Raw genomic sequence first — 24,244 nt, 5'->3', positions numbered from 1 at the left:
GGCGATCCGGCCCGCATCGCCTGCGGGCCGGTGTACCGGGCCTGTGTCGGACGCCCGGGTTCGGTGCGCCTACTGGATCTGGTCCATCGTGTAGTAGCCGCTATCGATCAGCCGTTCTTCCCAGTTGTCCGCAGTCACCTTCAGCGGTTCGAGCAGGTAGGAGGGCACGACCTTAACCCCATTGTCATAGGTGCTTGTGTCGTTGATCTCGGGTTCGCTGCCCTGCAGTACGGCTTCGACCATGCCTACCGTGACACGCGCCAGTTCGCGGGTATCCTTGAAGATTGTCGAATACTGCTCGCCGGCCAGGATCGACTTGACCGACGGCACTTCGGCGTCCTGGCCCGTCACGATGGGCATCGGCGTGTCGCCGGAGCCATATCCGACCCCTTTGAGCGAGGACAGGATGCCAATGGACAGCCCGTCATACGGCGACAGGACGCCGTGTACCTGCGTATCGGTGTAGTGGGCCGACAGCAGGTTATCCATCCGTGCCTGCGCCACCGCGCCGTCCCACCGCAGCGTCCCGACGGTGTCCATGCCCATCTGGCCCGACACGATGCTGACCTTGCCGCTGTCGATCAGCGGCTGAAGGACGGACATGCCGCCGTCGTAGAAGAAATATGCGTTGTTGTCGTCGGGCGACCCGCCGAACAGCTCCACATTCCAGGTCTCCGCGTCCGGGAACCGCTCTTGCAGGCCCGTGACCAGCGTTTCCGCTTGCTGCACGCCGACCTTGAAGTTGTCGAAGGTCGCGTAGTAGCTGACATGCGCGCTGTCGCGGATCAGCCGGTCATAGGCGATGACCTCGATCCCGGCGAAGCTCGCGTTCTCAAGAGCGTTGGACAGGGTGGTGCCGTCGATCGCCGCGATCACCAGCGCGTCGACGCCGTTTGTGATCATGTTCTCTATCTGGGCAAGCTGGTTGGGAATGTCATCTTCCGCATATTGCAGGATCGTCTCGTAGCCGGCGGCTTCGAACTGTTCCACCATCGACTCGCCATCCGAGATCCAGCGCGCCGATGATTTCGTGGGCATGGCGATGCCGACAAGGCCTTCTGCAAGGGCGGATGTCGCCAAGGTGGTCACCAGCGCCGTGGTGACCAGGATGGTCTTCAGGGTCATGTCTTCTCCTCCCGTGGCAGACGCTCTCCCATGCGGCTCTGCCTCCTGAAAAATCCCTAGTCGAGCGAAACATATCAAACTAATGCAAAATAGCTCGACCAACATATCGATAATGATATGCTTCGGTATGTCCTCATCTCTGTCCAACCGGCTCAAGCCCTCGCACCTCAGACTGATCCGCGCGATCAACGATTGGGGCAAACTGCAACTGGCAGCGGATGCCGTGGGCATGTCTCAGCCGGCTGCATCCCGCATGCTTTCCGATATCGAGGCGGATGCCGGGGGGGCGCTGTTCGACCGCTTGCCGCGCGGCATGGTGCCCACGGCGGTCGGCGCGGCCTTCGTCCGGCGCGCCCGCATCATCCTCGCCGAGGTGGAAGCGCTGGACAGCGAGATCGAACAATTGCGCACCGGCCTTTCCGGCGCTGTGCGCGTCGGCGCCGTTACCGGTCCTGCCGTCGGGGCACTGGTGCCGGCGCTGACTCAGATGCGGCAGAAGGCGCCCGAGATCCGGCCGACGGTCGAGGTGGCGCCATCGGTGACCCTGATCCGCGGGCTGGAAGAGGGGCGCTTCGATTTCGTCTTGGCGAGGCTCGGAGCGAACAACGACACCCGGTCCTTCCATGCCTATCCTGGCCGAACGGAAGAGGTGTCCCTTGTTGTCCGGAGCACCCATCCGCTTGCCGACCGGGTCGTGTCGCTGTCCGGCACCCTTCCTTTCGAATTCGTCATACAGGAGCCGGGCTCCCCCATCAGAACCGCGCTGGAAAAATCGTTCCTGGAGCACCGGCTGCCGACCCCGTCCAAGGTCACCAACAGTTCCTCCCTGCTGATCGCGCTCAGCTATATCGCCGTGACGGATGCGATCGCCCCGCAAACGCGCGAGGTGGCGCAATTGCTGACCCGGACCAATTCGGCCCTGTCCGTGATCGAAACCGAAGAGGACATCACCGTTTCATCCTTCCTCGTTCTGCATCACCGGCACCATCCGCTGTCACCGCTGGCCAAGAACCTGCTTCACGAGGTTCTTCAGCGGATGTGAACCGCCCGGTGGACCGTGCCCTTCGCGCCCGCGGCGCGAATGCAAAGGCGTCGAATTGTTTCCCATGGCGCAATGCGCGCCGACATTTTTCGATTGAAGGCGGCGCGTCGTCCCTTTCGCCCCGAACAAGCCTAGGCGGTTCCGAAACCCAAAAACGAAACATGCGCCGCCACGATGCGCCAGCCTTCAGGCAGACGGACCCAGGTTTGCGATTGCCGGCCCAGCCGGGTTTCTCGATCATGGACGAATTCCGTGTTTGCCGTCCCGAAATCGGTCCCGAAGCTTGTGAAGGTGGTGCGCCGCAGCGTGCGTTGCGGAACCTGCGTCATCGTCCGCCTGAAGCGCGCTATTGCGTCGTGCCCGTACAGGCATTCGCCCTCGCCAAAGCGCAGCACGCGTGCGTCCTTCCAAAAGAATGCGTCCAGCGCATCGGGGTCATAGGTCATCAGAGCGGCCTCGTAGCGCGCGAAGCAGGCGGCGATCTCGGCGATGACCTCGGGGGCATCGATCTTCATGGGCGGTCCTCAGGTAACGACATGGGCAGCGGCCACACCGGCCGCGACAAGCTGCCGGGCCGCACGAAAGAGCTGCCGTTCCTGCCAGGGCCGCGCCACAAGCTGGACGGCGCGGGGCAGGCCGGACCCGCCGACCAAAGGCACCATCATCGCGGGCCAGCCGATGCAGCTGAACGGTTGCGTGAACAGCCCCAGCATACTGCGCGGATCGACCGTTTCGCCGTTCAGCAGCAGCGCGTCGCAGCTCAGCGGCGGCGGCGCGAAGGGCAGGCCCGGCGTGATCAGGACATCGATATCCGCCGCTGCGTGCAGAGCGCGCGACTGCCAGAGTCGCCGGGCGCGCTGCGCGGCCAGATAGGCGGGCGCAGGCACCAGCGCACCGGCCAGAAACCTGTCGCGGGTCATCGGGTCGAAGGCGTCCGGTGCGTGGCGCAACTCGTCCAGATGCGCCTCGGACCCTTCGACCAGCGTGATGACCGTCGCCGCCGACCAGCCCGCGTCGATGCCCGGCAAATCAAGCCGCCGCGCCGCGCCCAACGCCTGCGCCGCCCGTTCAGCGCCTTTGCTCGCCGCTGGATCGCAACGGTCGAAGAATGCCCCAGCGGCAAGCGCTGCACGCAACGGTGCCGCGTTCTCGACCGGGTCCGGCGGTGGCGGCAGCTGCGCAGGATCGTCGGGGTCGGTCCCCTGCAGCGCGTCATAGGCTGCCTCCAGCATGTCGAGATCACGGGCGATCGGCCCGACATGATCTAAGCTTTCCGCAAACAGCACCGTGCCTGCCCGTGACAGGCGGCCGAAGGTCGGTTTGAGCCCGAAGACACCGCAGGCGGCGGCGGGCACCCGGATCGACCCGTTCGTGTCCGTGGCCAGCGCCAAAGGCACCATCCCTCCCGCAACCGCAGCCGCCGATCCGCCCGATGATCCGCCTGCCGTGCGGGCCGGATCATGCGGGTTGCGCGTCGGGCCGTAGTGGGTGTTTTCCGTGGTGAAGCCCGAAGCGAATTCATCCATGTTCAGGCTTCCGACCAGCACCCCGCCTGCCGCTTCCAGGCGGCGGATCGCGAAGGCGTCGCGCGGGGCAGGGGCATGGGTTTCGCGCAGTCGCGCGCCGGCCAGCGTCACCTCACCCGCCACGTCGAACAGCGCCTTCACGCCGAAACAGACTCCGGTCAGCGAGCCGGTCGTCGCCCCTGCGGCGGTCTGGTGGTCGAGCGCGTCCGCCCGCGCGCGGGCACGCAATGCCAGGACCGAGGTGAAGGCATTCAGTGCACCGTTGACGGCGTCGATGGCGCGCAGGCAGGTGTCCACCCGGGTCCTGATAGCTGTCTCTCCGGCGGGTGTGAGGCCGGGCTGCGTCACGGGCGAAAGACCGGTGCGATTGCCGGCAAAGGGGTTCCGAGGCTCTCCTCGCAGATCCGGGCCTGTGACAGCACGAAGGCCAGATCGCGGCGGATCGCGGCGCGGCTTGCCTCCGGCAGTGTAAGGTCCAGCGATGCGGCAGAGGCCTCCATCAACCGGTCGAGCGTGTGCGCATCCTCCAATTGAAATCTCCTTTTCTACAGAGACTTGCGCAGGCGCGGGTCCAGCCTGTCGCGCAGCGCATCGCCAACAAGGTTCAGCCCGAGCACTGCCACGAAAATCGCCAGCCCCGGGAACCAGGCCATCCAGGGCGCCAGCGAGAGGAAGCCGATCGCGTTCTTCAGCATTGCGCCCCAGCTTGGCTGTGGCGGCTGCGTGCCGAGCCCGAGAAACGACAGATAGCTTTCCACGATGATCGCGTCACCGAACAGAAGCGAAGCCTGCACGATCAAAGGCGCCATGATGTTCGGCAGGATCGCGCGCAGCATGATCGACAGGTCCGAGAACCCCATCGCGCGGTCCGCTTCGGTGAAGGTCTGTTCGCGCACCACAAGTGTCTGGGCGCGCGCGAGACGTGCGAAGATCGGCAGGTAAACGATGGAAATGGCCAGCATCGCGTTGGTCAGCGAAGGGCCAAGCGCCGCCGTGATCCCAAGCGCCAGAAGGACGGCCGGGAAGGCGAACAGCACGTCCATGACGCGCATCAGAACCATGCCGACCCAACCTCCGTAGAACCCCGCCAGAAGCCCGATCATCGTGCCGAAGATGATAGAACTGCCGACGCTGACGCAGCCCACAAGAAGCGCGACGCGTGCCCCTGACAGGATCCTCGAAAAAATGTCGCGCCCCAGATCGTCCGTGCCGAACGGGTGCGCCGCATTGGGCGCTTGCAGAGTGACGAGGAAGTCCGGCTTCACCGGGTCATAAGGCGATACCAGCGGGCCGATCAGTGCGCCCAGCACCAGCACCGCCAAAAGCAGTAGCCCGAGCGCAGCCCGTGGATTGGCCCCCGCCCGCCGCAGTAGGCCCGGCTTGCGCGCCGGTGTGGTCGCTGCTGTATCCGAAGCTGTCATGTTCAGCCCGTCGCGCGCGGGTCGAGCACCGCATAGACAAGATCGGTCGCAAGGTTGATCAGCACGAAAGCCGTTGCCGTCAGAAGCACAGCACCCTGCACCACCGGGTAGTCCCTCGCGAAGATTGCGTCCACCGTCAGCTTGCCGATCCCCGGCCAGGAAAACACGGTTTCGGTGATCACGACACCGCCCAGAACCTGTCCCATCTGGATGCCCAGAAGCGTCACCACCGGCATCAGCGCCGTGCGGAAGGCGTGGTGTGTAATGACCGCTGCGGGCGACAAACCCTTGGCCCATGCGGTGCGGATGTAGTCCTGCGACAGCACTTCCAGCATCGCCGACCGGGTCATCCGCATCGTGGCCGCAGCCAGCGAGGTGCCTAGCGTGATCGCGGGAAGCACCAGTGTTCTCAGATGGCCCGCCGGATCTTCGAAAAGCGGCACATAGCCCGAAGCGGGGAAGATCGGCCAGGTAACCGAGAAGGCGAGGATCAGCATCACGCCCAGCCAGAAGCTGGGAACCGACAGCCCGGCGAGTGCCACGAAGGAGGCGCCAAAATCCCACGCCCCGTTGCGCCGCACCGCTGACAGGATACCTGCCGGAATCGCGATCAGCAGCGAGATGAAGATCGCTGCGCCGGCGAGTTGCACCGTGGGCCAGATCGCATCACCGAGCATCGCCAGAACCGGCCGCCCGGTCTGGATCGACCGGCCCAGATCGCCCTGAAGAACATTTCCGAGCCATGCAAAATATTGCACCACGACAGGCTGATCCAGCCCGTAGCGCGCGCGCAGCGTTGCGATCGCCTCGTCCGTCGCCTCGAGCCCGATCATGGCGACGATCGGGTCTCCGGGCACCATCTGCACCACCGCGAAGGTCAGAACGGAGATCCCGAAAAGGATCGGCACGATGGCGAGCAACCGAAAAGTCAGGTAGCGCATCGACGACCCTCCAGCATTGCGCGTTTCTGCCGATTTGGCTTGATTGAAACGTATTATTAGTAAAGCATTGCCGCAATGCGGACGCTTGTCAAACCCTCATCCAAGCTTGCGAAGAACACGTCCGTCGCTGTCTCGGTCGACGGGTTGAGCATCGACGTGCCCGGCCCGACCGGGTTCCGACGGGTCGTCGATGCTATCTCGTTCGAGATTCCGAAAGGCCGGGTTCTTGGGCTGGTCGGCGAGTCCGGTTCGGGCAAGTCGCTTACGGGTATGGCTTTGAACGGACTTCTGCCGATGTCCGGCGCGCGCATCTCCGGTGGGCGTGTCCATCTTTCGGGGCGCGACGTCACCGCGTACCGGGACCGCGACTGGCGCCCGCTACGCGGGCAGGTTGTGTCTATGGTTTTCCAAGATCCGCTGATGTCGCTCAATCCGGTGCACCGCGTCGGCCGCCAGATCGCCGAGGCACTGCGCGTCCACAAGGGCCTTGGCCGCACCGCGGCGTGGGACGGTGCCGTCGCGATGCTTGACGCCGTCGGCGTGCCCGAAGCCGCGGCGCGGGCGCGCTTCTTTCCGCACCAGTTGTCGGGCGGAATGCGGCAGCGCGTGGGGATTGCCATGGCGCTTGCCTGCGGGCCGGATCTGCTGATTGCGGATGAACCGACCACTGCACTCGACGTTACGATACAGGCGCAGATTCTCGAACTGATCGACCGGATGCGCCGCGAGACGGGGGCGGCAGTGCTGTTCATAAGCCATGACCTGAGCGTCGTGAGTCAGGTCGCGGACGAGGTCGCCGTGATCTATGCCGGCCGCATCGTCGAGTCCGGCCCAACAGCCACAGTCTTTGCCGCGCCGGAGCATCCTTATACCATCGGGCTGCTTGGCTCGATGCCCGACCTGTCGCTGCCCGACGCGCCGCTGGTCGCCATTCCGGGTGCGGTGCCACACGCTGACGCGATGCCGGATGGTTGCCGCTTCGCCCCTCGCTGCCCTTATGCTACGAAAGAATGCCGGGTCGGACGCCCGCTGATGCGCAACCTTGGCGGCGGGCACGCGGCGGCCTGCCTGTATGTCCCTGTAAGCCCGTCATGACAGCCGCCGCTCCACCGCCCCCGCTGCTGGAAGCGCGGGGCCTGTGCAAGACCTTTGGCGGGGGGCTGTCCGGGCCTGCAGTGCGCGCGGTGGATGACGTCACGCTGATCGTGCGGCGCGGGGAAACGGTCGCGCTGGTGGGCGAAAGCGGGTCGGGCAAATCCACATTCGGGCGTCTGCTGAACGGGTTGATCGTTCCCGATGCTGGCGAGGTGCGCTTCGACGATGGCGCGGCACGGGGGCGCACGCAGGCCGCAAGACGCGCGCTCAGCCGCAAGGTGCAGATGGTGTTCCAGGACCCGATGGCGTCGCTCAACCCGCGGCACCGGATCGCAGAAACCCTGTCGCGGCCCCTGTTCCTGCACGGGCTTGCCGACAGCCGTGCGCAGGCGCGGGACCGGGCTGCGGAGCTTCTGGAAGAGGTCGGTATCGCGCAAGATGCGCTGGATCGCTTTCCACACGAGTTCTCGGGCGGCCAGCGCCAGCGCATCGGGATCGCCCGCGCGCTGTCGGTCGGCCCGGAATGCCTGATCTGCGACGAACCGGTCAGCGCGCTCGACGTGTCGGTGCAGGCGCAGATTGTTGGGCTGCTGGAAACGCTCAAGTCGCGGCACGGGCTTGCACAACTTTTCATCGCGCACGATCTGGCGCTGGTGCGCAAAATTGCCGACCGCGTGGCCGTGATGTATCGCGGCCGCATTGTCGAGGAAGGGCCTGCAGCCGCGCTGTTCGCGGCCCCTGCGCATCCCTACACCCGAGCACTGCTGGACGCTGTGCCACGCATCGGATGTCCGGCCCGCCCGCTCCCGATCGGGACAACGGCGCAAGGTGCGGAAACAGGTTGCAATTTCGCGCCGCGCTGCCCGCGTGCCACCGGGATCTGTTGCACGCAAAGGCCGCGTCTCGAAGGGCTGACGCAGCCGACGCATCTTGCCGCGTGCCACCATCCACTGTCCGATCCCGTCGCGGCGCCGGATGGGGCCGAAGGGCAGGAACGGGTGCGCCGGATTGCGGCCTTCGGTGCCGCACTGGCCCAAAAGAAGCTTCATTGAACGTTTCATTTTAGTTTGAAACGTTTCAAATACCGTGCCTAATGAACTCGACGATCAGCCACACAACAGGAGGATTCGATGCTGCAGTTCAGAAAAACGACGGCCGTGCTCGCACTCATGGCGCTCACAGGCTTCGCGCCGATGGCCAGTGCCCAACAGGCGGGCGGCGATCTTTCGATCGGTGTCGTCTCGGACCCGGTGACGCTCGATCCGCATTTCATGGGCTCATTCTTCGAGATCTACGCCCAGTACCTGATCCACGAGCCGCTTCTGACCATCACTCCGGATCTGGAAATCCGACCCGGCATGGCGTCGGTCGAGATCGTGGACCCGACAACCTATGATTTCACGCTGCGCGACGGGCTGACCTTCCACGACGGTACGCCGCTTGATGCCGAGGCCGCGAAATGGAACTTCGACCGGATGCTAGATCCGGCCGTCGGCTCGCCGCGGGGCAATGACCTTGGCCCGGTTGAGGCTGTCGAGGTGACCGGTCCGCTGACCTTCCGGGTCAGCTTTTCCGAACCCTTCGCGCCGTTTCTCAGTGTCATGACAAACCGCGCCGGGCTGATGGTATCGCCCACCGCCGTTCAGGAAATGGGCGATGATTTTGCCACGTCCGCCGTCGGTGCCGGGCCCTTCAAGGTGGTGTCATGGACAAAGAACTCCGAACTCAAACTCGAGAAGTTCGACGGCTACTGGAACGATGGCCAGCCGCTTCTGGATACGGTCACGCTGCGCCCGATCCCAGACGAAACGGTACGCCTTGCCAACCTGCAATCCGGAACGATTCAACTGATGGACAGCATTCCGGCGCAGAACGTCGCTGCGCTGCGCGCCAACGATGCGCTCACGGTCCACGAGGCTGGCGGGTTGGGGTTCAACGCCTTTTCGCTCAACGTGACACAGGCGCCGTTCGACGATCCGGTGGTGCGGCGCGCGCTCCAGCATGCGGTCGATCCCGATGTCGCGCAGCGCGTGGTGTTCTTCGACACCGGGTCGGTGTCCAGTGGACCGATCCCGCCGTCGCATGGCTGGGCGCATGACCCGGATTTCGACCCCTATGACTACGATCCCGAAGGTGCGAAGGCGATGCTGGCCGAGGCCGGCTATGCCGACCCGATCCCGTTCGAGATCACGGTCATCAACTCGCCCGCGCTGATCCGCATGGCGGAGATAATCCAGGCGCAAGCGTCGCAGGCCGGCTTTGCGCCGACGATCAAGCAGATCGACGGGGCCAGCCTGATCGTCGTGTTGCGCGCCAAGGATTTCGACATGTCGTGGTCGCCCTGGTCGGGCCGACCCGATCCTGATGGCAACATGTTCAATTACTTCACGCTGGACGGGCCGAACAACTTCCCCGGCTACGAGAACGCCGAGGTCGATGGCGCGCTGCGCGCCGCGCGCGTGACGGTGGATCAAGCGGAACGCGCCGCGCTGTACCAGCAGGCGCAGGCGCAGATCGCAGCCGATGCACCGATGCTGTTCATGCATTTCGACAGCACGCTGCAGGCGTCCAGCGCGAATTTCGTGTTCGAACAGCAGCCCGACGGGTCGTTCCGGCTGAACGGCGCAGGTTTCACCGAGTGACCGACCGGCCCGCGCAAAAGCGCTATCACGACATAGGCGGCGCTGATTTCGGCGCCGTCACCCGGGACGAAACCCCCATGAGCCAATGGCAATGGGAAAGCGAGGCGATCCGCGCGCTGATGGGTTCGGAGCGTCACCCCTACCTGACGCTGGACAAGCTGCGCCGCACCTACGAGGAATTTGGCGAGGAACTGTATGAGCGCGGCTTTCACCAGCGGCGCACCGCAAGCATGGTGCATCTGCTGATCGAACAGGGCGTCATCACCCGGTCAGAGCTTAACGCGGCGCTGAAAGCGCAGGACGGGCAGGCGCAGTGATGGACAGGCTGCGGTTCGCCATCGGCCAGCGAGTGCGCATCCGCGATCTGCCCGTCCCGGGCCACATGCGGACCCCGCGTTACGTGCGCGGCCGCACTGGCGAGGTGACGCAATATTGTGGCAGCTTCCGCAACCCCGAAACGTTGGCTTATGGTGGGAACGGGATGCCGACCCGCGGGCTTTATCGCGTGCGATTGCGGCAGGGCGATCTTTGGTCAGGGTATCGCGGGTCGGGGCAGGACACGCTCGAGATCGAGATCTACGAGCACTGGCTTGCCGAGGTCGGTAAAGGTGCCCCCGATGCCCCATGACAGCGCCGGTCACACCCCGATCGACATGCCGGACGACCCGGATGCGCGGATCATCCGTGCTCTCAAGGCGCTTCTGATCGGAAGGGGTTTCTTCAGCGCCGACGACGTGCGCCGCAAGATCGAGGAACTTCAATCGCCCGCCCCCGCTCGGGGGGCGGCCCTTGTCGCGGCGGCGTGGTCCGATCCGGCCTTCCGCGCGCATTTGCTGGCCGATGGCAAAGTTGCGGCTGCGGAGAGGGGCGTCCCGGTCCTCGAAGCCGGGCTGATTGTGGTCGAGAACACGCCGAGCCTGCACAACCTGATCACCTGTACATTGTGTTCCTGCTATCCGCGGTCGCTGCTGGGTCAGCCGCCACCCTGGTACACGTCGAAAGCCTATCGCGCGCGGTCGGTGCGGGACCCGCGCGGTGTTCTGGCCGAACTGGGATGGACCCCGCCTCGCGGCATCGCGATCCGCGTCCACGACAGCACGGCCGACATGCGCTATCTTGTACTGCCGCGGCGCCCCGATGGGACCGAAGGCTGGCCCGAAGGCGATCTGGCCCGGCTGGTGACCCGCGACAGCATGATCGGCGTGGCCCCTGCCTTGTCACCCTCGGCAGTAGGTCGCGACCCTTCCGGCATTTAGGCCTTCGCGGGCTTGAGAGCCGCTCGGACGGCGCGCTTGACGTTAGGGTGCCCGCTGGCTAGAACTCGTGGCCTTTTGAACATGCGGCCCGGGCGCGATGCAGCGCGCAAGGGTGGCCGACTTGCCTGGAGCGGATTTCTTGAAGCGACGTTGTACCATCCGCGATGTGGCCGAAGTGGCCGGGGTGTCTGTGGGCACCGTTTCCAACGTCCTGACGGGTCAACGGCCGGTACGAAGCGAAACACGCGCGCTGGTCGAGGCTGCGATCAAGAAACTGGGCTACGTTCCCGACGTGACAGCGCAGGCGCTGATAGGGCGGCGTGGCCGGGCCGTGCCATCGGTCCCGCCCGATGCACCGCGCCTTTATTGCGTCGGCTACGTGTGTTCGGACGATATTGCTCAGGTGGCGCAGACGCCGCAGCGTGGCGAACGTATGCTGGCCCGCAGCATCACTCGGAAGCTGGGCGGGCGCGCGGCAAACGTGGCGGTGGCCGCAGCGGGTCTCGGTCCGCCGATGGATCTGGGAGTGGAATTGCTCAGCGTGCTGGGCCATGACGGCGAAAGCGACTGGGCGACGGCAACGCTTGCGTCCCGGCGCGTAGCGCTTGCGCCCGAGACCTTGTTCGAGGGAGGTGGTCTGTCGCGCGCCATCATCGTGTTGCAGGGGGACGGGCTTCGCACCATCCTGAACGAGCCGCTTCAGGTGGCGCCCGCGGCGTTCGATGCCCTTGTGGCCCGGGCAGTGACCGGGGTGCAGCCGTTCGCTGTTTTCGTGCAGGGCGAACAGGTGGCGGCGCTGGCCGACGCGATACGCAGCGCGCCGTGCCGTGACCGGATCGTGACACAGGTCAGCGGAGCGGATGCCGCCGGAGATCCGGACGGCTGGCGGCGCAACATGGGACTGTTCGGCATGACCCTGCTTAACACCGAGGCGGCGACGGTGCTTTATGGCGCCGCAAACAGCGAGGCGGATCTGCTGGACAGGGTCGCGCGAGGGGCCGCGGCGCAGTGCCCGGTCGTCGCCCTTACGCTGGGCGCGTCAGGCGCTGCGCTGTTCCTTGACGGAACTCTTGCGGCGCGCCTTCCCGCGCAGGCCGGGCCGGTTCTGGATGAAACCGGCGCGGGCGATGCCTTCGCCGGGGCGTTTCTAGCAGGCTGGCTGCACGGTCACACGCCGGAGGCGACGCTGGCGCAGGCCATCGCCACGGGCACGCGCGCTGTCGCCCATGTCGGCGCTCAGGAACATGGCACCCGTGCCAGCGACATCATGCCGGGAGTTGCACAGCGCGGATCGGCCAGCGCGCAAGACGCGGTCTGATCCTCGATCTCGCGCCAAGGGGCCGACCATGCGTTGCCTTGCTTTCACTTTGTGCTGCAACATTGGCCGCTTGCCAAAATCCTTCTCGACAAAAATTGAAACGTATTAAAAAAATGTCTTTACTCCGGCCCGCGGCTGGTCAAGCCTGAACTACGGCGCGAGGCCCGATCCGCGCTTCGGCGCAGCTGGCCCCGTTCCGGCGGGCGCAACGTGACAGTGCGGGCCGTGCTCGGCGCGTGTGCGTAAAGGGAGAAAAGACATGACCAAAGAAATCCTTCTCGTCGGCGAAAGCTGGACGTCCACCGCCACGCATTTCAAGGGCTTCGATCTCTTCAACAGCACCACTTACCATCTGGGCGCCGAACCCTTCGTTGCAGACCTGGAGGCGGAAGGGGATTTCAAAGTCACCTACATGAAGGCGCACGAGGCGGCCGAGGAGTTTCCATTCGACCGCGCCGGGCTTGACCGGTATGCCGCTGTGATCCTGTCGGACATCGGCGCGAACACGCTGCTTCTGCCAGCGAAAGTCTGGCTTGAAGGTAAGCCGGTGCCGAACCGTCTGAAGCTGCTGCGTGACTGGACGCATGACGGGGGCGGGTTGATGATGGTCGGCGGTTACTTGACGTTTCAGGGCATCGACGCGCGCGCCCGTTGGCACCGGACGCCAGTGGAAACCGCGCTCCCGGTCACCTGCCTGCCCACCGATGACCGGCTGGAGGTGCCCCAAGGCTTTTCCGCCAGGATCACGCGGCCCGAGCATCCGATCCTGGAAGGGATCGCCGGGGACTGGCCGCTTCTGCTGGGCGCGAACGAGATCATCGCCGATGACGGGTCCGAAGTTCTGGCGACCCTGCCCGAGGACGAAGGCGGGCATCCGCTTCTGGTGACGGGCAGCTACGGTGCCGGGCGCACGCTGGCCTGGGCGTCGGACATCGGACCGCACTGGGTGCCCGCCGAATTCACAAAGTGGGAGGGCAGCGGCAGGCTGTGGCGCAACTGCCTGCGCTGGTTGACGGCGTCGAAAGACTGACCGACATGATGCAGGCACCGCCAGACGCCTTCGTTCAGGCCCGCGGCATCGGCAAACGCTTCGGCGCGCTGACCGCGCTGCGCGATGTCGACATCGACATCCGCGCGGGTGAGGTTCTGGCCCTTCTGGGCGACAACGGTGCAGGCAAGACGACCTTCGTGAAGGTGCTGGCGGGTGCGCATGTCCCCTCGGACGGGACATTGCGGATCGGTGGCGACACGGTGCGGTTTGCGTCGCCCCGCGATGCGGCAGATCACGGGGTGGCGACGATCTATCAGGAGCTAGCTCTGTCCGAGAACCTCAAGGTGGCCGAGAACATTTTCCTTGGGCACGAACTCGTGCGCCCGGTCCTCGGGGTGCCGTTCCTCGACCGGGCCGCGATGCGCGCGCGCGTCAGGGTACTTCTGGGAGAACTCGATGCGCATATCCCCGACATCGAAGCACCCGTGGGCAGCCTGTCGGGCGGGCAACGGCAGGCGGTGGCCATCGCCCGGGCGCTGAACCTCGATGCCCGGCTGATCATCATGGACGAACCCACCGCGGCGCTGGCCGTGGCCGAGACGCGCAAGGTGCTGAACCTGACGCGGCGGCTGGCAGAAAGCGGCCGTGCGGTGGTGATCGTCAGCCACAACATCGCCGACGTCTTCGAGGTCGCCGACCGCATGATCGTTTTTCGCCGGGGTCGTAAGATCGCGGAACGCAAGCGCGCCGAAACCGATCCGGACGAGATCGTCGCGCTGATTACGGGGGCCCACCCGGACGCACGGGTCGCCGACCAGCCCTGAACCCGCGTCCGATCCAACAGGAGTGACCATGACCATCGCAAGACTTGCTTCATGCCTTTCGATCGCCGCCCTGTCCGCGGCGCTGCCGCTTTCCGTCGCCGCGCAGGACACGCCGTCTGTCGCCTTCGTGCCGCAGTTGATCGGCATCCCCTATTTCAACGCCATGGAAAACGGCGGCAATGCCGCTGCCGAGGACTTGGGTATGCAGTTCATCTATCAGGGGCCGGTGGACGCCAACCCGTTGGACCAGTTGCAGATCGTCGAAAGTCTGATCTCGCGCGGGGTCGACGCCATCGCGGTGTCGGTGCTCGATGCTTCGGCCATCGCCCCGCTGGTGGACAGCGCTGCGTCGCAGGATGCGATCCTGTTCACTTCGGACAGCGATGCGGCCGACAGCGGGCGGCCGGTCTATGTCGCGCAGGCGACGGACGAAGGGCTCGGCTTCAAGCTGATCGACGAACTGGTGGCCCGCGTGGGCGATGACGCCACCATCGGCATCGTCTCGGGCGAAGCGACGGCAAGCAACCTGAACGCCTGGATCGGCTTCATGCGCGACCGCGTCGCCGCCGAGTATCCGGGCGTGACCCTGCTTGATCCGGAATTCGCAGGTGGCACCGCAGAACGGGCGGCGCAGCTTTCGACCGATCTGATCGCGGCGCATCCCGATCTCGACGCGATCATTGCGGTGGCGTCCTCGACCTGCCCCGGTGTGGCGCAGGCCATAGAAACCTCGGGCAAGGAGATCATGGGCACCGGCTATTGCAGCCCGAATACCGCGCGCGCTTACCTGAAAAGCGGCGCGTTCGGCTTCACCGTGCTGTGGGACCCCTACCAGCTTGGCTATCTGACGGTATGGGCGGGCAAGCAACTGATCGATGGCGCCGGGTTTGCCGCCGAGAACGAGGTTCCGACATTCGATGCGCCGGTCACTTTTGATGCCGAAACCGGCATCCTGCTTCTGGGTGAGCCGTTCGTGTTCACCGCCGAGAACGTGGACGATTTCGACTTCTGATCCGGGGCGCGTGACGACGGGAGTGCGGGCGATGGACGACCAGAGCGGAGTGGGGCGTGATCTGACGCTGGCGGCGGCCTGTGTCGCTGCGGTATTCCTCTTCGCTTTGCTGTCGCCCGCATTCGGCACCGCTGGCAACGCAGCCACCGTGCTGCGCAACGGGTACGAGTTGTGGCTTATCGCGCTTGGTATGACACTGCTGATGGCCATGGGGGCCATCGACGTGTCGGTCGGCGCGGTCATGGGCGTGACGGCGATACTGACCGGGCAGGCGCTGCTTGCCGATCTGCCCCTCGGGGTGGTGATGCTGGTCGGTCCTGCAGCAGGGGCCATGCTTGGCCTTTGTGCCGGCGCAGTCGTGGTCTGGGGCCGGATTCCCGCCATCGTCGCCACGCTGGGCCTGTTCGGCGTTTTTCGGATGCTGATCTTCCTGGTGCTGGGTGGGCAATGGCTGTCCGGGCTTCCGGCGGACCTGACCCGGGTCGTGGATTGGCGCGCGGCCGGGGTCCCTGCCGGTTTGCTGATTGTCGCGCTTGCCTATGGCGCGGCGTGGGTCTTCCTGCGCCGCACTACCTATGGACCGCATCTTCTGGCCATCGGTTTCGACGAGGACCGCGCCCGCCTGATGGGTCTTGCGGTGACCCGCGTGCGGCTGGCCACCTTCGCCGCGTCGGGGGCGCTATGTGGCCTTGCGGGAGTTTTCTACATCGCCATCTACCGCAACGTGTCGATGACGATCGGTGCCGATATCGCACTTGAGGCAGTCGCGGCGGTCATCCTTGGCGGAACACCGATATTCGGGGGGCGGATCAGCCTTGTCGGCACGGTCCTTGGCGTGCTTCTGCTTCGCATCCTGCAAAATGGGCTGTTGCTGATCGGCGTGCCTTCCCTGTGGCAGACCGTCGTCACCGGGGCGCTGCTTCTTGGGGTGCTCAGCGCCGAGGTGGTGTTGCGCCGGGCCAGGACCGGAGCGGCGTGATGAACCACGCGCTGCGACGCAACCTGGTTCCGGTGATGCTGTGTGTGCTGTGGGTCGCGCTCCTCGGGACGCTGGCCGCGACCCATGCCTGGATCCTGTCGCCGCGCACGCTGACATCGGTCCTGCAATTCGCGACGATCCTGTCGCTGGCGGCGATGGGGATGGGGCTTGTGGTGATCGCGGGCGGGGCGGGGATCGACCTGTCGGTCGGCGGCACCATTTCGCTTAGCGCGGTGTTGGGCATGATGGGCCTTGGCGCGGGCCTGCCGGGCTATTGGCTGCCGATGGTCTGCCTTGGCTGCGGGGTGATGCTAGGGTTGTTCAACGGGCTGCTGGTCACTCGCCTTGGAATCTTGCCACTGATCGTGACGCTGGGCACGTTTTACCTCTTTTCCGGTCTCGCGCTGGCGCTGACGGGGGGCGGGGCCATCGCAGGGGTGCCCGACTGGGCGGTCGGCTGGGGGCGCGCCCGATGGGGCGCCCTGCCGATGCCCTTCATTACCGTTGTTCTGCCCGCCTTCGTGTTGCTCAGTGGGCTGATGGCGCTCACGTCCTGGGGGCGCTGGATCGTGGCGATGGGCGACAACGAACGCGCCGCGCGCCTTGCCGGGCTGCCGGTCGATCGCGTGCGCCTAATGCTCTATGCACTCAGCGGAGCGCTGGCGGGCCTTGGCGGATTCATCTCGCTGGCCTGGCTCGGCTCCGCACGCCCGAATATTGGCGTCAACGTCGAGTTGGAGGCGCTGACAGCCGTTCTGCTCGGCGGCGTGGCGATCACCGGTGGGCGCGGCGGGCTGGTCGGTGTCGTGTCGGCCGCACTTCTGGTGGTGATGCTGCGCACCGCTCTTCTTCAGATCGGCATCAATACCGTGTGGCAGACCGGTGCGATCGGCGCGCTGCTGGTCGTCGCGCTGCTGGTCAACCGTTTCTCGAACTCCAGGGGCTGAACCATGACAGACCGCGACGCACTATTGCGCCTGATAGACGACGAACGCTCGCGCATCGTGCAGACCCTGTGCGATCTCATCGCCTTCCCGTCGGTGGTCAAGGCCGATCCGACTACGGCAGGACCGGGTGAGGCCGACTGCCAGCGTTACCTGCAGGCCCGGCTTGAACGGTTGGGTATGACGACCGACCTTTGGGAACCGGACGGGCCCGCGCTGCTGGAGAAATACCGGGGGCGCCCCGGCGCGCACGAGGGCCGCACCTTCGATGGGCGGCCCAACCTCGCCGGTCGGCTTGCCGGAAACGGTGCGGGGCGCTCGCTTCTGCTGACCGGGCATATCGACGTCGTGCCGCCGGGCCCACCCGAGCACTGGAACACCGACCCGTTCGTGCCCACCGTCCGAGATGGGCGCGTGCATGGGCGCGGCGCGGTGGATATGAAGGGCGGCGTCGCCTGCATGCTGATGGCGGTGGAATTCCTGCGTGAGGCGGGACTCACGCTGAAAGGCGACGTGGTATTCGCCACCGTAGTCGACGAGGAGATCGGCGGCATGGGCACGCTGGCCATGGTGGATCGCGGCATCCGCGCCGATGCAGGCATCCTTACGGAACCCACGGCGAACCGGATCGCCCCGATCTGTCACGGCATCCTCTGGGGACGGCTGATCGTGGACGGCATCGGGGGCCACGCCGAACTGACTCCGAACAGCTGGGACAGCACCGGCCCGGTCGATGCGGTGCAGCTGGTCCGACACGTGCTGCACGGGATCGATATGCTCAACGCGCGCTGGCGCACCGATCCGCGCAAGAACCACCCGCTGATGGCGCTGCCGAACCAGGTGATCGTCACTCAGCTGAAAGTGGGCGAGCATCCGTCCTCCATCGCCGGTCGCGGCGAGATCGTGATCGACGTCCAGTATCTGCCGCACGAACAGGACGCGCTGTTGACCGGAGGGCATGTCCGACGGGAGATCGAGGCGCATGTCGCGGCGATTTGCCAGTCGGATCCTTACCTGCGCAAGCGGCCCGTGCGGGTCGAATGGATCCTCGATGCCGATTGTGCTGAGGTTCCGGCCGATCATTCCATCGTGACCACGATGCAGGCGGCCACGCGCGCGGCGGGCAACGATCCCACGCTCGACGGATTCGGGGCGCATTCGGACATGGGCCTGCCGACCAGCCTGGGGCAGACGCCGACCGTGAACTTCGGCCCCGGCGATCCCGCCTATGCGCACCAGCCCAACGAACAGGTTCCAGTCGGTGATCTTGTCGCCTGCACCAAGGCGCTTGCGCTGAGCCTGATGGACTGGTGCGGCGTGGACGACTGAGCCGCCCGCGCGTGTCAGTCCGGGTCGCTGTTCAGCAACCCGGCAAGCTCTGCCGTGGTCGGAAACGAGGCCGAGGTGCCCCGCCGCGTGACGGTGATCGCCGCCGCGCGCGCCGCGCAACGCAGATCGTCCGGCGCGAGCGGTCCGCCCCGGCGCATCGCCGACGCCAGCGCCACACCCTGAAAGGTGTCGCCCGCCCCGGTCGGATCGACGACGGCCGCCGGAAAGGCCGGGACCATTACCGGGGCGGACCTGGAATGGCCCAGAAGCGCGCCCGCGCTGCCCAGCGTGAGCACCACCGTCCTCGCGCCAAGATCGTGCAGTGCCTTGATGGCGTCGTCGGGTGGCATTTCCTCGCCGAGAAGTACCCTCGCTTCGGGCCGGTTGAGAAACAGCGTGTCCGCGCGCCCGAGCAGCGGGGCGAAGGCAGGGTCAACCGGCGACGGGTTCAGGACAACCTGCAAGCCGCGCGCCGTGGCGTCGCGCATCATATCGGCGGTCGCCTCGGCCGTCAGGTTCCCCTGCAACAGCAGCAGATCGCCGGGCCGCGCGCCCGCCAGTGTGCCCCGCAGGTGTTCGGATGTCAGGCCACGGGCACATTCCGATGTGGTGATCACCACGTTGCCGCCATGCCCGTCGGCCAGGATGATCGACAAATCCGTGGCAGCGTCGGGCAGGATTACGACATCGGCTTGCAGGTTTTCCACTGCCAGTGCCGCGCGCACGCTTTCTGCGCGGGCGTCGCGTCCGATCGCGGTGGTGAAACGCACAGGCATGCCGCAGCGCGCCAGCACGATCGCTTGATTCGCGCCCTTTCCGCCAAGTCCCAGACCGATACTGCGCGCCAGCACAGACTCGCCTTCGAGTGGCAGGTCGTCCACGGCATAGCTTTCATCCAGTGCCGCGTTACCCACCACATGGCACCGGACCCCGCGAGGGAAGGGATCACTGACCTGCCGTGTCATCGCGCGTGCCCGTTCATCGTTGCCTCATGTTCATGATTGGCCTTGACTTGCGCCGGACCTGTGCGTGTTAATGCGTTTACTAAACCCTTTTACCTCAGTCCAGAGGCTAGTGTGGCGATACGCGAAAGACAACGACACAGTCTCAAGGATGTTGCGCGAAAGGCCGATGTCTCCGTTGCGACCGTGTCGCGGTATCTAAATGGCACGCTCGATCTGCCCGCGCGCACGCGGGCGCGGATCGACGGCGCCGTCGCTTCGCTGGGCTATCGCCCCAACCCCCATGCGCGCAGGCTCAGCCTTGGGAGATCCGATACCATCGCCCTTGTCGTGCCCGACATTGCCAACCCGTTCTTCGCCCGGCTGTCCGCGGCTATGGAACGAGCCGCGGCGGCGCGCGGGCAGATGGTGACGCTGCACGCCACCCGCAGTTGCCACGACCGCGAGGTGGCCGTGCTGGAATTGGCGGCGGAGAACCTCGTGGATGGCGTGGTGTTTCTCACGCATCACGCGACAGGGCCCGAGATTGCGGAGCGTTTGAACCACTTTCCCCGAGCCGTGGTGCTGGACGAGGATGTGCCTGGCGTGACCGCTCCACGACTGATGTGCGACAACGAACTGGGTGGTTTCCTTGCCGGGCGGCACTTGTACGGCGCAGGTCACCGCAAGGTGGCCTATATCGGCGGCGGAGGCGAACTGTTCAGCACAGCGGCGCGGCTGAACGGTCTTCGGCGCGGGATGGACGGACTTGATGCGACGCGCTGCTACGTGGGCGAACACGCGGCCCGGTCGGGGCGCAGCCTTGCGCGGCGATTCCTCGACGAACGCGACGGCGAGACCGCGATCTTCGTGGGATCGGACGAATTGCTACTCGGCGTGCTTGAGGTGTTCCGCGACGCGGGCATCCTGGTGCCGCACGACGTGTCGCTTGTCAGTTTTGACGATGTCCGCTCGCTTCACTTGTTCGATCCGCCCATTACGGCGGTGGCGCAACCCGTCGACACGCTGGGTCGCCGCGCGGTCGAATTGCTGCTCGACGGAGCGTGGGACGATCCCGAATTCCGCAGGACCACGGAATTGCTGCCGGTTCATCTGATCGACCGCGGGTCGGTTGGGCCGCCGACCGGCTCGGGACAAAAAGAAACGGGTCCTTCACCACTACACAGCCAACACGGAGACACATCATGACTCACCGTATCAAGACGACCCTGCTGGCGGCCACGGCACTGGCAACATTGACCGCCGGGTGGGCCGCTGCCGAAAGCACCTTCGCCATGGTGCAGATCAACCAGCAGGCGCTCTTTTTCAACCAGATGAATGAGGGCGCCAGCGCCGCCGCGACGGAGCTTGGCGACGAACTGGTGATCTTCAATGCCAACAATGACCCCGCTGAACAGAACAGTGCGATCGAGACCTACATCCAGCAAGGCGTCGATGGGATCATCGTGGTGGCAATCGACGTGAACGGCATCATGCCGGCGGTGGAACAGGCTGTCGCCGCTGGCATCCCCGTTGTCGCCGTCGATGCCGTGCTGCCCGACGGTCCGCAGGCCGCGCAGGTCGGTGTGAACAACGGAGAGGCGGGCGCGATGATGGGCGAATTCTTCGTCGATTACGTTGCGTCCGAGATGGGCGGCGAAGCGAAGATCGGTGTCGTGGGAGCGCTAAACTCCGCGATCCAGAACCTGCGCCAAGCCGGGTTCGAGGAGGTGGTCAGCGCCGCCGACGGCATCACAATGGCCACTGTCGTTGACGGTCAGAACGTGCAGGATATCGCCCTGACTGCGGCGGAGAACCTGATGACCGCCAATCCCGACCTCGACGCGATCTACGCCACCGGCGAACCCGCACTTCTGGGCGCAATCGCCGCCGTAGAAAGCCAGGGCAAGACCGACAGTGTCAAGGTCTTTGGGTGGGACCTTACGGCAAGCGCGGTGAACGGGATCGACGCGGGCTATGTCACGGCCGTCATCCAGCAGGACCCGGGCGAGATGGGCGCGACCGCCGTGCGCATCCTGAACGATCTGGCGGCAGGCGGGTCGACCGAAGCGATCGTGTCGGTGCCCGTGACCATCGTGACCAGCGAGAATGTCGACGACTTCCGGAGCATCTTCGAATAATGGCGCAAGCCGCACACACCGACATCATGGCACCGGAGGGGTCTGTCCCCTCCGGTAAACCCGCCGCTGTAGCGCCGGTGCCCCGGATCAGCCTGCGCGGCATCCGCAAGACCTTCGGGTCGGTGGAAGCGTTGCGCGGGGTCGATCTGGACATCGCGCCCGGTGAATGCGTCGGCCTGATAGGCGACAACGCCGCCGGCAAGTCGACGCTGACCAAAATCATCTCGGGCACCTACGTCCCCGACGCGGGCAGCATCGCCATCGACGGTCAGGCGGTGAAATTCGCCAGCCCCGCCGATGCGCGCGCGCGACACATCGAGATGGTGTTCCAAGACCTTAGCCTATGCGACCACATTGACGTCATGGGCAACCTCTTTCTGGGGCGCGAGGAAACCCGCTGGTCGTTCCTGAATACCCGTTCGATGCGGGTCCATGCGCGTGCAATGCTCGACGATCTCGACATCCGCATCCCGCGCCTTAACGCCAAGGTCGCGCAACTGTCCGGCGGGCAGCGGCAGGCCATCGCCATCGCGCGCGCCGCGTCGTTCGAGCCGCGCGTGCTGATCATGGACGAGCCGACCTCCGCGCTCGCCGTGGCCGAGGTGGAGGCAGTGTTGCGCCTGATCAATCGCGTGAAGGCACGCGGCGTGTCGGTCATCCTGATCACCCACCGCTTGCAGGACCTCTTTCGCGTCTGCGACCGGATCGCGGTCATGTACGAAGGCACCAAGGTCGCCGAACGCCAGATCGGCGAGACGAGTCTCGAAGACCTTGTGAAACTCATCGTCGGCAAGGGGGAAGAGCTGTGAGCGCAGGATACACCGAACGCGGGCAGGGCTCCGCCGCCGCAGATTTTCTGGCCGAACATGCGCAGGTGCTGTCCATCGCGGCGTTCTTCGCGCTGTGCCTCGTCTTTTTCACCGTCATGACGGACGTTTTCCTGACTTCGGGCAACATCCTCAACATCCTGCGGCAGGCGGCCCCGATCCTGATCGTCGCCGTCGCCATGACCTTCGTCATCATCACCGCCGGGATCGATCTGTCGGTCGGCAGCCAGGTCGCGCTGATCAACGCCTCGGCCGCGCTGACGCTGGCTGCCGGGGTTCCGTGGCCGCTCGTCATCCTTGCCATGCTGGGCCTAGGTGCACTGATCGGGTTGGGGCAGGGGTGGTTCATCGCCTACCAGGGCATACCGGCTTTCATCGTCACGCTGGCGGGGCTGTCGATCCTGCGTGGCGCGGCGCTTTACATGACGCAGGGCTATTCGATCCCGATCCGCGATGTGCCGGGCTTCTTCTATCTGGGGCGCGGAACGCTATTCGACATTCCGGTGCCAGCCCTCGTCGCGGTTGGGATCGCGGTCATCGGCGGCGTGGTCATGGCGCGCACGCTTTACGGGCGCCGCGTGGTGGCAGTGGGATCCAACCCCGAGGCTGCGCGGCGCGTCGGCATGCCTGCGCGCTGGACGATTGCTTCGGTCTACATGCTGACCGGGCTGGCCTCTGCCGTGGCGGGCCTGCTGATCGCGGCGCGGCTGGGGTCCGGGTCGTCGAACGCGGCCGTCGGGTTCGAGTTGCAGGTCATCGCCGCGGTGGTACTTGGCGGCACCTCGCTGTTCGGCGGACGCGGCACGATCCTCGGGACCGTGCTGGGGGCGCTGACCATCGCCGTCATAGGCAACGGACTGATCCTGATGCATATATCGCCCTTTTTCACGCAGATCGTCACCGGGGCCATCATCCTGATCGCGATCTGGCTCAACACCCGGATCTTCACGGCGAATTTCTCGCTTCGCAGGCGCGGCTGACCGCTGCGCGCCAACGATCCAAAGAACGGACCCATCCCGACATGCAGACCATTTCCAGCAGCACCGGCACCGCCATCCGCGACATCTTCGGGCGGCCCAAGGCGCTGATCGGCATGATCCACTGCCCGCCGTTTCCGGGCGCGCCGCGCTATGACGGCACGCCGATGCCCGCCATCCTCGATGCGTGCCTGCGCGATGCCGAGGCGCTGGTCGAAAACGGAATCCACGGGCTGATGGTGGAAAACCACGGCGACATCCCGTTCTCCAAGCCCGAGGATATCGGACCCGAAACCGCCGCCTTCATGGCCGTCGTGGCGGACCGGGTGACGCAGGCCTTCGGCGTGCCGATGGGTGTGAACGTGCTGGCCAACGCGCCGATCCATGCCTTCGCCATCGCACGCGCCACCGGGGCGCAGTTCATCCGCGTCAACCAGTGGGCCAATGCCTATGTCGCCAACGAAGGCTTCATGGAAGGTCGCGCTGCCGAGGCGCTGCGCTATCGCGCGGCGCTACGCGGCGAGGGGATAAAAGTTTTCGCCGACAGCCATGTCAAACACGGCAGCCATGCCATAACGGGCGACCGGAGCGTGGCGGAACTGACCCGCGATCTGGCGTTCTTCGATGCCGACGCGGTGATCGCCACCGGCCAGCGCACCGGCAACAGCGCGACGCTGGAAGAACTGGAGGAAGTCGCATCGGCCACCAACCTGCCGGTGCTTGTCGGCTCCGGCCTGACGGCGGACAACATCGCCACGATCCTTGGCCGGGCCGATGCGGTCATCGTTGCATCATCGCTCAAGAACGGAGGCGTGTGGTGGAACCCCGTCGATCCTGAACGCGTAAAGGCCTTCGTCACCGCCGCGACACCCGCGCTGGGGGCGACATGAGCCTGTCGGACGATATCCTGCGC

General features: G+C 65.6%; 26 protein-coding genes. 19 read left to right on the top strand and 7 right to left on the bottom strand.

Translation table 11 applies throughout. From position 1 onward, the window contains the following. Positions 1 to 69: 69 nt before the first annotated feature. The gene (gene chvE, locus DKT77_RS13515) at positions 70 to 1,125 is read right to left on the bottom strand and encodes a multiple monosaccharide ABC transporter substrate-binding protein (protein WP_109812221.1); all 1,056 of its coding nucleotides are present in this window, start codon (positions 1,123 to 1,125) and stop codon (positions 70 to 72) included. A 127-nt stretch (positions 1,126 to 1,252) separates the two neighbouring features. Between chvE and DKT77_RS13510 the strand changes: the two genes are divergently transcribed. Further along, the gene (locus DKT77_RS13510) at positions 1,253 to 2,167 is read left to right on the top strand and encodes a LysR family transcriptional regulator (RefSeq protein ID WP_109812220.1); all 915 of its coding nucleotides are present in this window, start codon (positions 1,253 to 1,255) and stop codon (positions 2,165 to 2,167) included. Between the two features lie 131 nt (positions 2,168 to 2,298). On the opposite strand, the gene hpxZ is transcribed toward DKT77_RS13510, so the two are convergent. From hpxZ to DKT77_RS13490, 5 genes are read right to left on the bottom strand one after another with little or no spacing between them, the layout of a single operon-like run. Beyond that, on the bottom strand, positions 2,299 to 2,682 hold the full coding sequence (gene hpxZ / locus DKT77_RS13505) for an oxalurate catabolism protein HpxZ (RefSeq protein ID WP_109812219.1): 384 nt from the start codon (positions 2,680 to 2,682) through the stop codon (positions 2,299 to 2,301). A 9-nt stretch (positions 2,683 to 2,691) separates the two neighbouring features. Further along, a complete protein-coding gene (locus DKT77_RS13500; RefSeq protein ID WP_274520090.1) occupies positions 2,692 to 4,041 on the bottom strand; it encodes an AtzE family amidohydrolase in 1,350 nt (449 codons plus the stop codon). After that, a complete protein-coding gene (locus DKT77_RS21070) occupies positions 4,038 to 4,223 on the bottom strand; it encodes a hypothetical protein (RefSeq protein ID WP_238547892.1) in 186 nt (61 codons plus the stop codon). Before DKT77_RS21070 ends, DKT77_RS13500 begins: the two co-directional genes overlap by 4 nt. 15 nt (positions 4,224 to 4,238) lie before the next feature. Next, positions 4,239 to 5,114: an ABC transporter permease gene (locus tag DKT77_RS13495; RefSeq protein WP_109812217.1), complete on the bottom strand. Its 876-nt coding sequence runs from the start codon at positions 5,112 to 5,114 to the stop codon at positions 4,239 to 4,241. A 2-nt stretch (positions 5,115 to 5,116) separates the two neighbouring features. Then, positions 5,117 to 6,055: an ABC transporter permease gene (locus DKT77_RS13490; RefSeq protein ID WP_109812216.1), complete on the bottom strand. Its 939-nt coding sequence runs from the start codon at positions 6,053 to 6,055 to the stop codon at positions 5,117 to 5,119. 75 nt (positions 6,056 to 6,130) lie between these two features. Between DKT77_RS13490 and DKT77_RS13485 the strand changes: the two genes are divergently transcribed. The 13 genes from DKT77_RS13485 to DKT77_RS13425 all read left to right on the top strand — a co-directional run bounded on the left by DKT77_RS13485 (position 6,131) and on the right by DKT77_RS13425 (position 18,445). Next, positions 6,131 to 7,150, top strand: coding sequence for an ABC transporter ATP-binding protein (locus DKT77_RS13485; protein ID WP_109812215.1), 1,020 nt, complete (start codon positions 6,131 to 6,133; stop codon positions 7,148 to 7,150). Next, positions 7,147 to 8,202: an oligopeptide/dipeptide ABC transporter ATP-binding protein gene (locus DKT77_RS13480; RefSeq protein ID WP_109812214.1), complete on the top strand. Its 1,056-nt coding sequence runs from the start codon at positions 7,147 to 7,149 to the stop codon at positions 8,200 to 8,202. Before DKT77_RS13485 ends, DKT77_RS13480 begins: the two co-directional genes overlap by 4 nt. 78 nt (positions 8,203 to 8,280) lie before the next feature. Further along, positions 8,281 to 9,792, top strand: coding sequence for an ABC transporter substrate-binding protein (locus DKT77_RS13475; RefSeq protein WP_109812213.1), 1,512 nt, complete (start codon positions 8,281 to 8,283; stop codon positions 9,790 to 9,792). After that, positions 9,789 to 10,109 carry an SH3-like domain-containing protein gene (locus DKT77_RS21370; protein WP_109812212.1) on the top strand — a complete coding sequence of 107 codons (321 nt, stop codon included), beginning with the start codon at positions 9,789 to 9,791 and terminating at the stop codon, positions 10,107 to 10,109. The genes DKT77_RS13475 and DKT77_RS21370 overlap by 4 nt, the downstream gene beginning before the upstream one ends. Continuing rightward, positions 10,109 to 10,420, top strand: a complete 312-nt coding sequence (locus DKT77_RS21365) for an SH3-like domain-containing protein (protein WP_109812211.1) — start codon at positions 10,109 to 10,111, stop codon at positions 10,418 to 10,420. The genes DKT77_RS21370 and DKT77_RS21365 overlap by 1 nt, the downstream gene beginning before the upstream one ends. Further along, positions 10,410 to 11,048: a nitrile hydratase subunit alpha gene (locus DKT77_RS13460; RefSeq protein WP_109812210.1), complete on the top strand. Its 639-nt coding sequence runs from the start codon at positions 10,410 to 10,412 to the stop codon at positions 11,046 to 11,048. The genes DKT77_RS21365 and DKT77_RS13460 overlap by 11 nt, the downstream gene beginning before the upstream one ends. Before the next feature lie 139 nt (positions 11,049 to 11,187). Next, positions 11,188 to 12,366, top strand: coding sequence for a carbohydrate kinase family protein (locus DKT77_RS13455; RefSeq protein ID WP_238547891.1), 1,179 nt, complete (start codon positions 11,188 to 11,190; stop codon positions 12,364 to 12,366). Positions 12,367 to 12,625: 259 nt separating this feature from the next. After that, entirely contained in the window at positions 12,626 to 13,396 is a 771-nt protein-coding gene (locus tag DKT77_RS13450) for a glutamine amidotransferase (RefSeq protein ID WP_109812208.1), read from the top strand. A gap of 5 nt (positions 13,397 to 13,401) precedes the next feature. Further along, positions 13,402 to 14,181 (top strand): ATP-binding cassette domain-containing protein, encoded by a 780-nt coding sequence (locus tag DKT77_RS13445; protein ID WP_238547890.1) that lies wholly within the window; start codon positions 13,402 to 13,404, stop codon positions 14,179 to 14,181. A gap of 28 nt (positions 14,182 to 14,209) precedes the next feature. Further along, entirely contained in the window at positions 14,210 to 15,193 is a 984-nt protein-coding gene (locus tag DKT77_RS13440; RefSeq protein ID WP_109812207.1) for an autoinducer 2 ABC transporter substrate-binding protein, read from the top strand. Between the two features lie 31 nt (positions 15,194 to 15,224). Next, positions 15,225 to 16,172 carry an ABC transporter permease gene (locus DKT77_RS13435; RefSeq protein ID WP_109812206.1) on the top strand — a complete coding sequence of 316 codons (948 nt, stop codon included), beginning with the start codon at positions 15,225 to 15,227 and terminating at the stop codon, positions 16,170 to 16,172. Then, on the top strand, positions 16,172 to 17,119 hold the full coding sequence (locus DKT77_RS13430; RefSeq protein ID WP_109812205.1) for an ABC transporter permease: 948 nt from the start codon (positions 16,172 to 16,174) through the stop codon (positions 17,117 to 17,119). Before DKT77_RS13435 ends, DKT77_RS13430 begins: the two co-directional genes overlap by 1 nt. 3 nt (positions 17,120 to 17,122) lie before the next feature. Next, positions 17,123 to 18,445, top strand: coding sequence for a M20 family metallopeptidase (locus DKT77_RS13425; RefSeq protein WP_109812204.1), 1,323 nt, complete (start codon positions 17,123 to 17,125; stop codon positions 18,443 to 18,445). 14 nt (positions 18,446 to 18,459) lie between these two features. Here the strand turns inward: DKT77_RS13425 and DKT77_RS13420 are convergent, their stop codons facing one another. Next, entirely contained in the window at positions 18,460 to 19,410 is a 951-nt protein-coding gene (locus tag DKT77_RS13420; RefSeq protein WP_109812203.1) for a ribokinase, read from the bottom strand. A gap of 60 nt (positions 19,411 to 19,470) precedes the next feature. Here DKT77_RS13420 and DKT77_RS13415 point away from each other — a divergent pair, with 60 nt between their 5' ends. Genes DKT77_RS13415 through DKT77_RS13395 form a run of 5 tightly spaced genes read left to right on the top strand, consistent with a single transcriptional unit; the run spans position 19,471 to position 24,221 of the window. Then, the gene (locus tag DKT77_RS13415; RefSeq protein WP_338016080.1) at positions 19,471 to 20,595 is read left to right on the top strand and encodes a LacI family DNA-binding transcriptional regulator; all 1,125 of its coding nucleotides are present in this window, start codon (positions 19,471 to 19,473) and stop codon (positions 20,593 to 20,595) included. After that, positions 20,592 to 21,527, top strand: a complete 936-nt coding sequence (locus tag DKT77_RS13410) for an ABC transporter substrate-binding protein (RefSeq protein WP_109812202.1) — start codon at positions 20,592 to 20,594, stop codon at positions 21,525 to 21,527. Before DKT77_RS13415 ends, DKT77_RS13410 begins: the two co-directional genes overlap by 4 nt. Further along, positions 21,527 to 22,336 carry an ATP-binding cassette domain-containing protein gene (locus tag DKT77_RS13405; RefSeq protein ID WP_238547888.1) on the top strand — a complete coding sequence of 270 codons (810 nt, stop codon included), beginning with the start codon at positions 21,527 to 21,529 and terminating at the stop codon, positions 22,334 to 22,336. Before DKT77_RS13410 ends, DKT77_RS13405 begins: the two co-directional genes overlap by 1 nt. Next, entirely contained in the window at positions 22,333 to 23,334 is a 1,002-nt protein-coding gene (locus DKT77_RS13400) for an ABC transporter permease (protein WP_109812201.1), read from the top strand. Before DKT77_RS13405 ends, DKT77_RS13400 begins: the two co-directional genes overlap by 4 nt. Before the next feature lie 41 nt (positions 23,335 to 23,375). Continuing rightward, on the top strand, positions 23,376 to 24,221 hold the full coding sequence (locus DKT77_RS13395) for a BtpA family protein (protein WP_109809928.1): 846 nt from the start codon (positions 23,376 to 23,378) through the stop codon (positions 24,219 to 24,221). The last annotated feature ends 23 nt before the right edge of the window (positions 24,222 to 24,244 follow it).

Source organism: Meridianimarinicoccus roseus, assembly GCF_003172915.1.
In the GTDB taxonomy this organism is placed as follows: Bacteria; Pseudomonadota; Alphaproteobacteria; order Rhodobacterales; family Rhodobacteraceae; genus Meridianimarinicoccus; species Meridianimarinicoccus roseus.
This window is presented reverse-complemented; position numbering and strand designations above follow the sequence as displayed.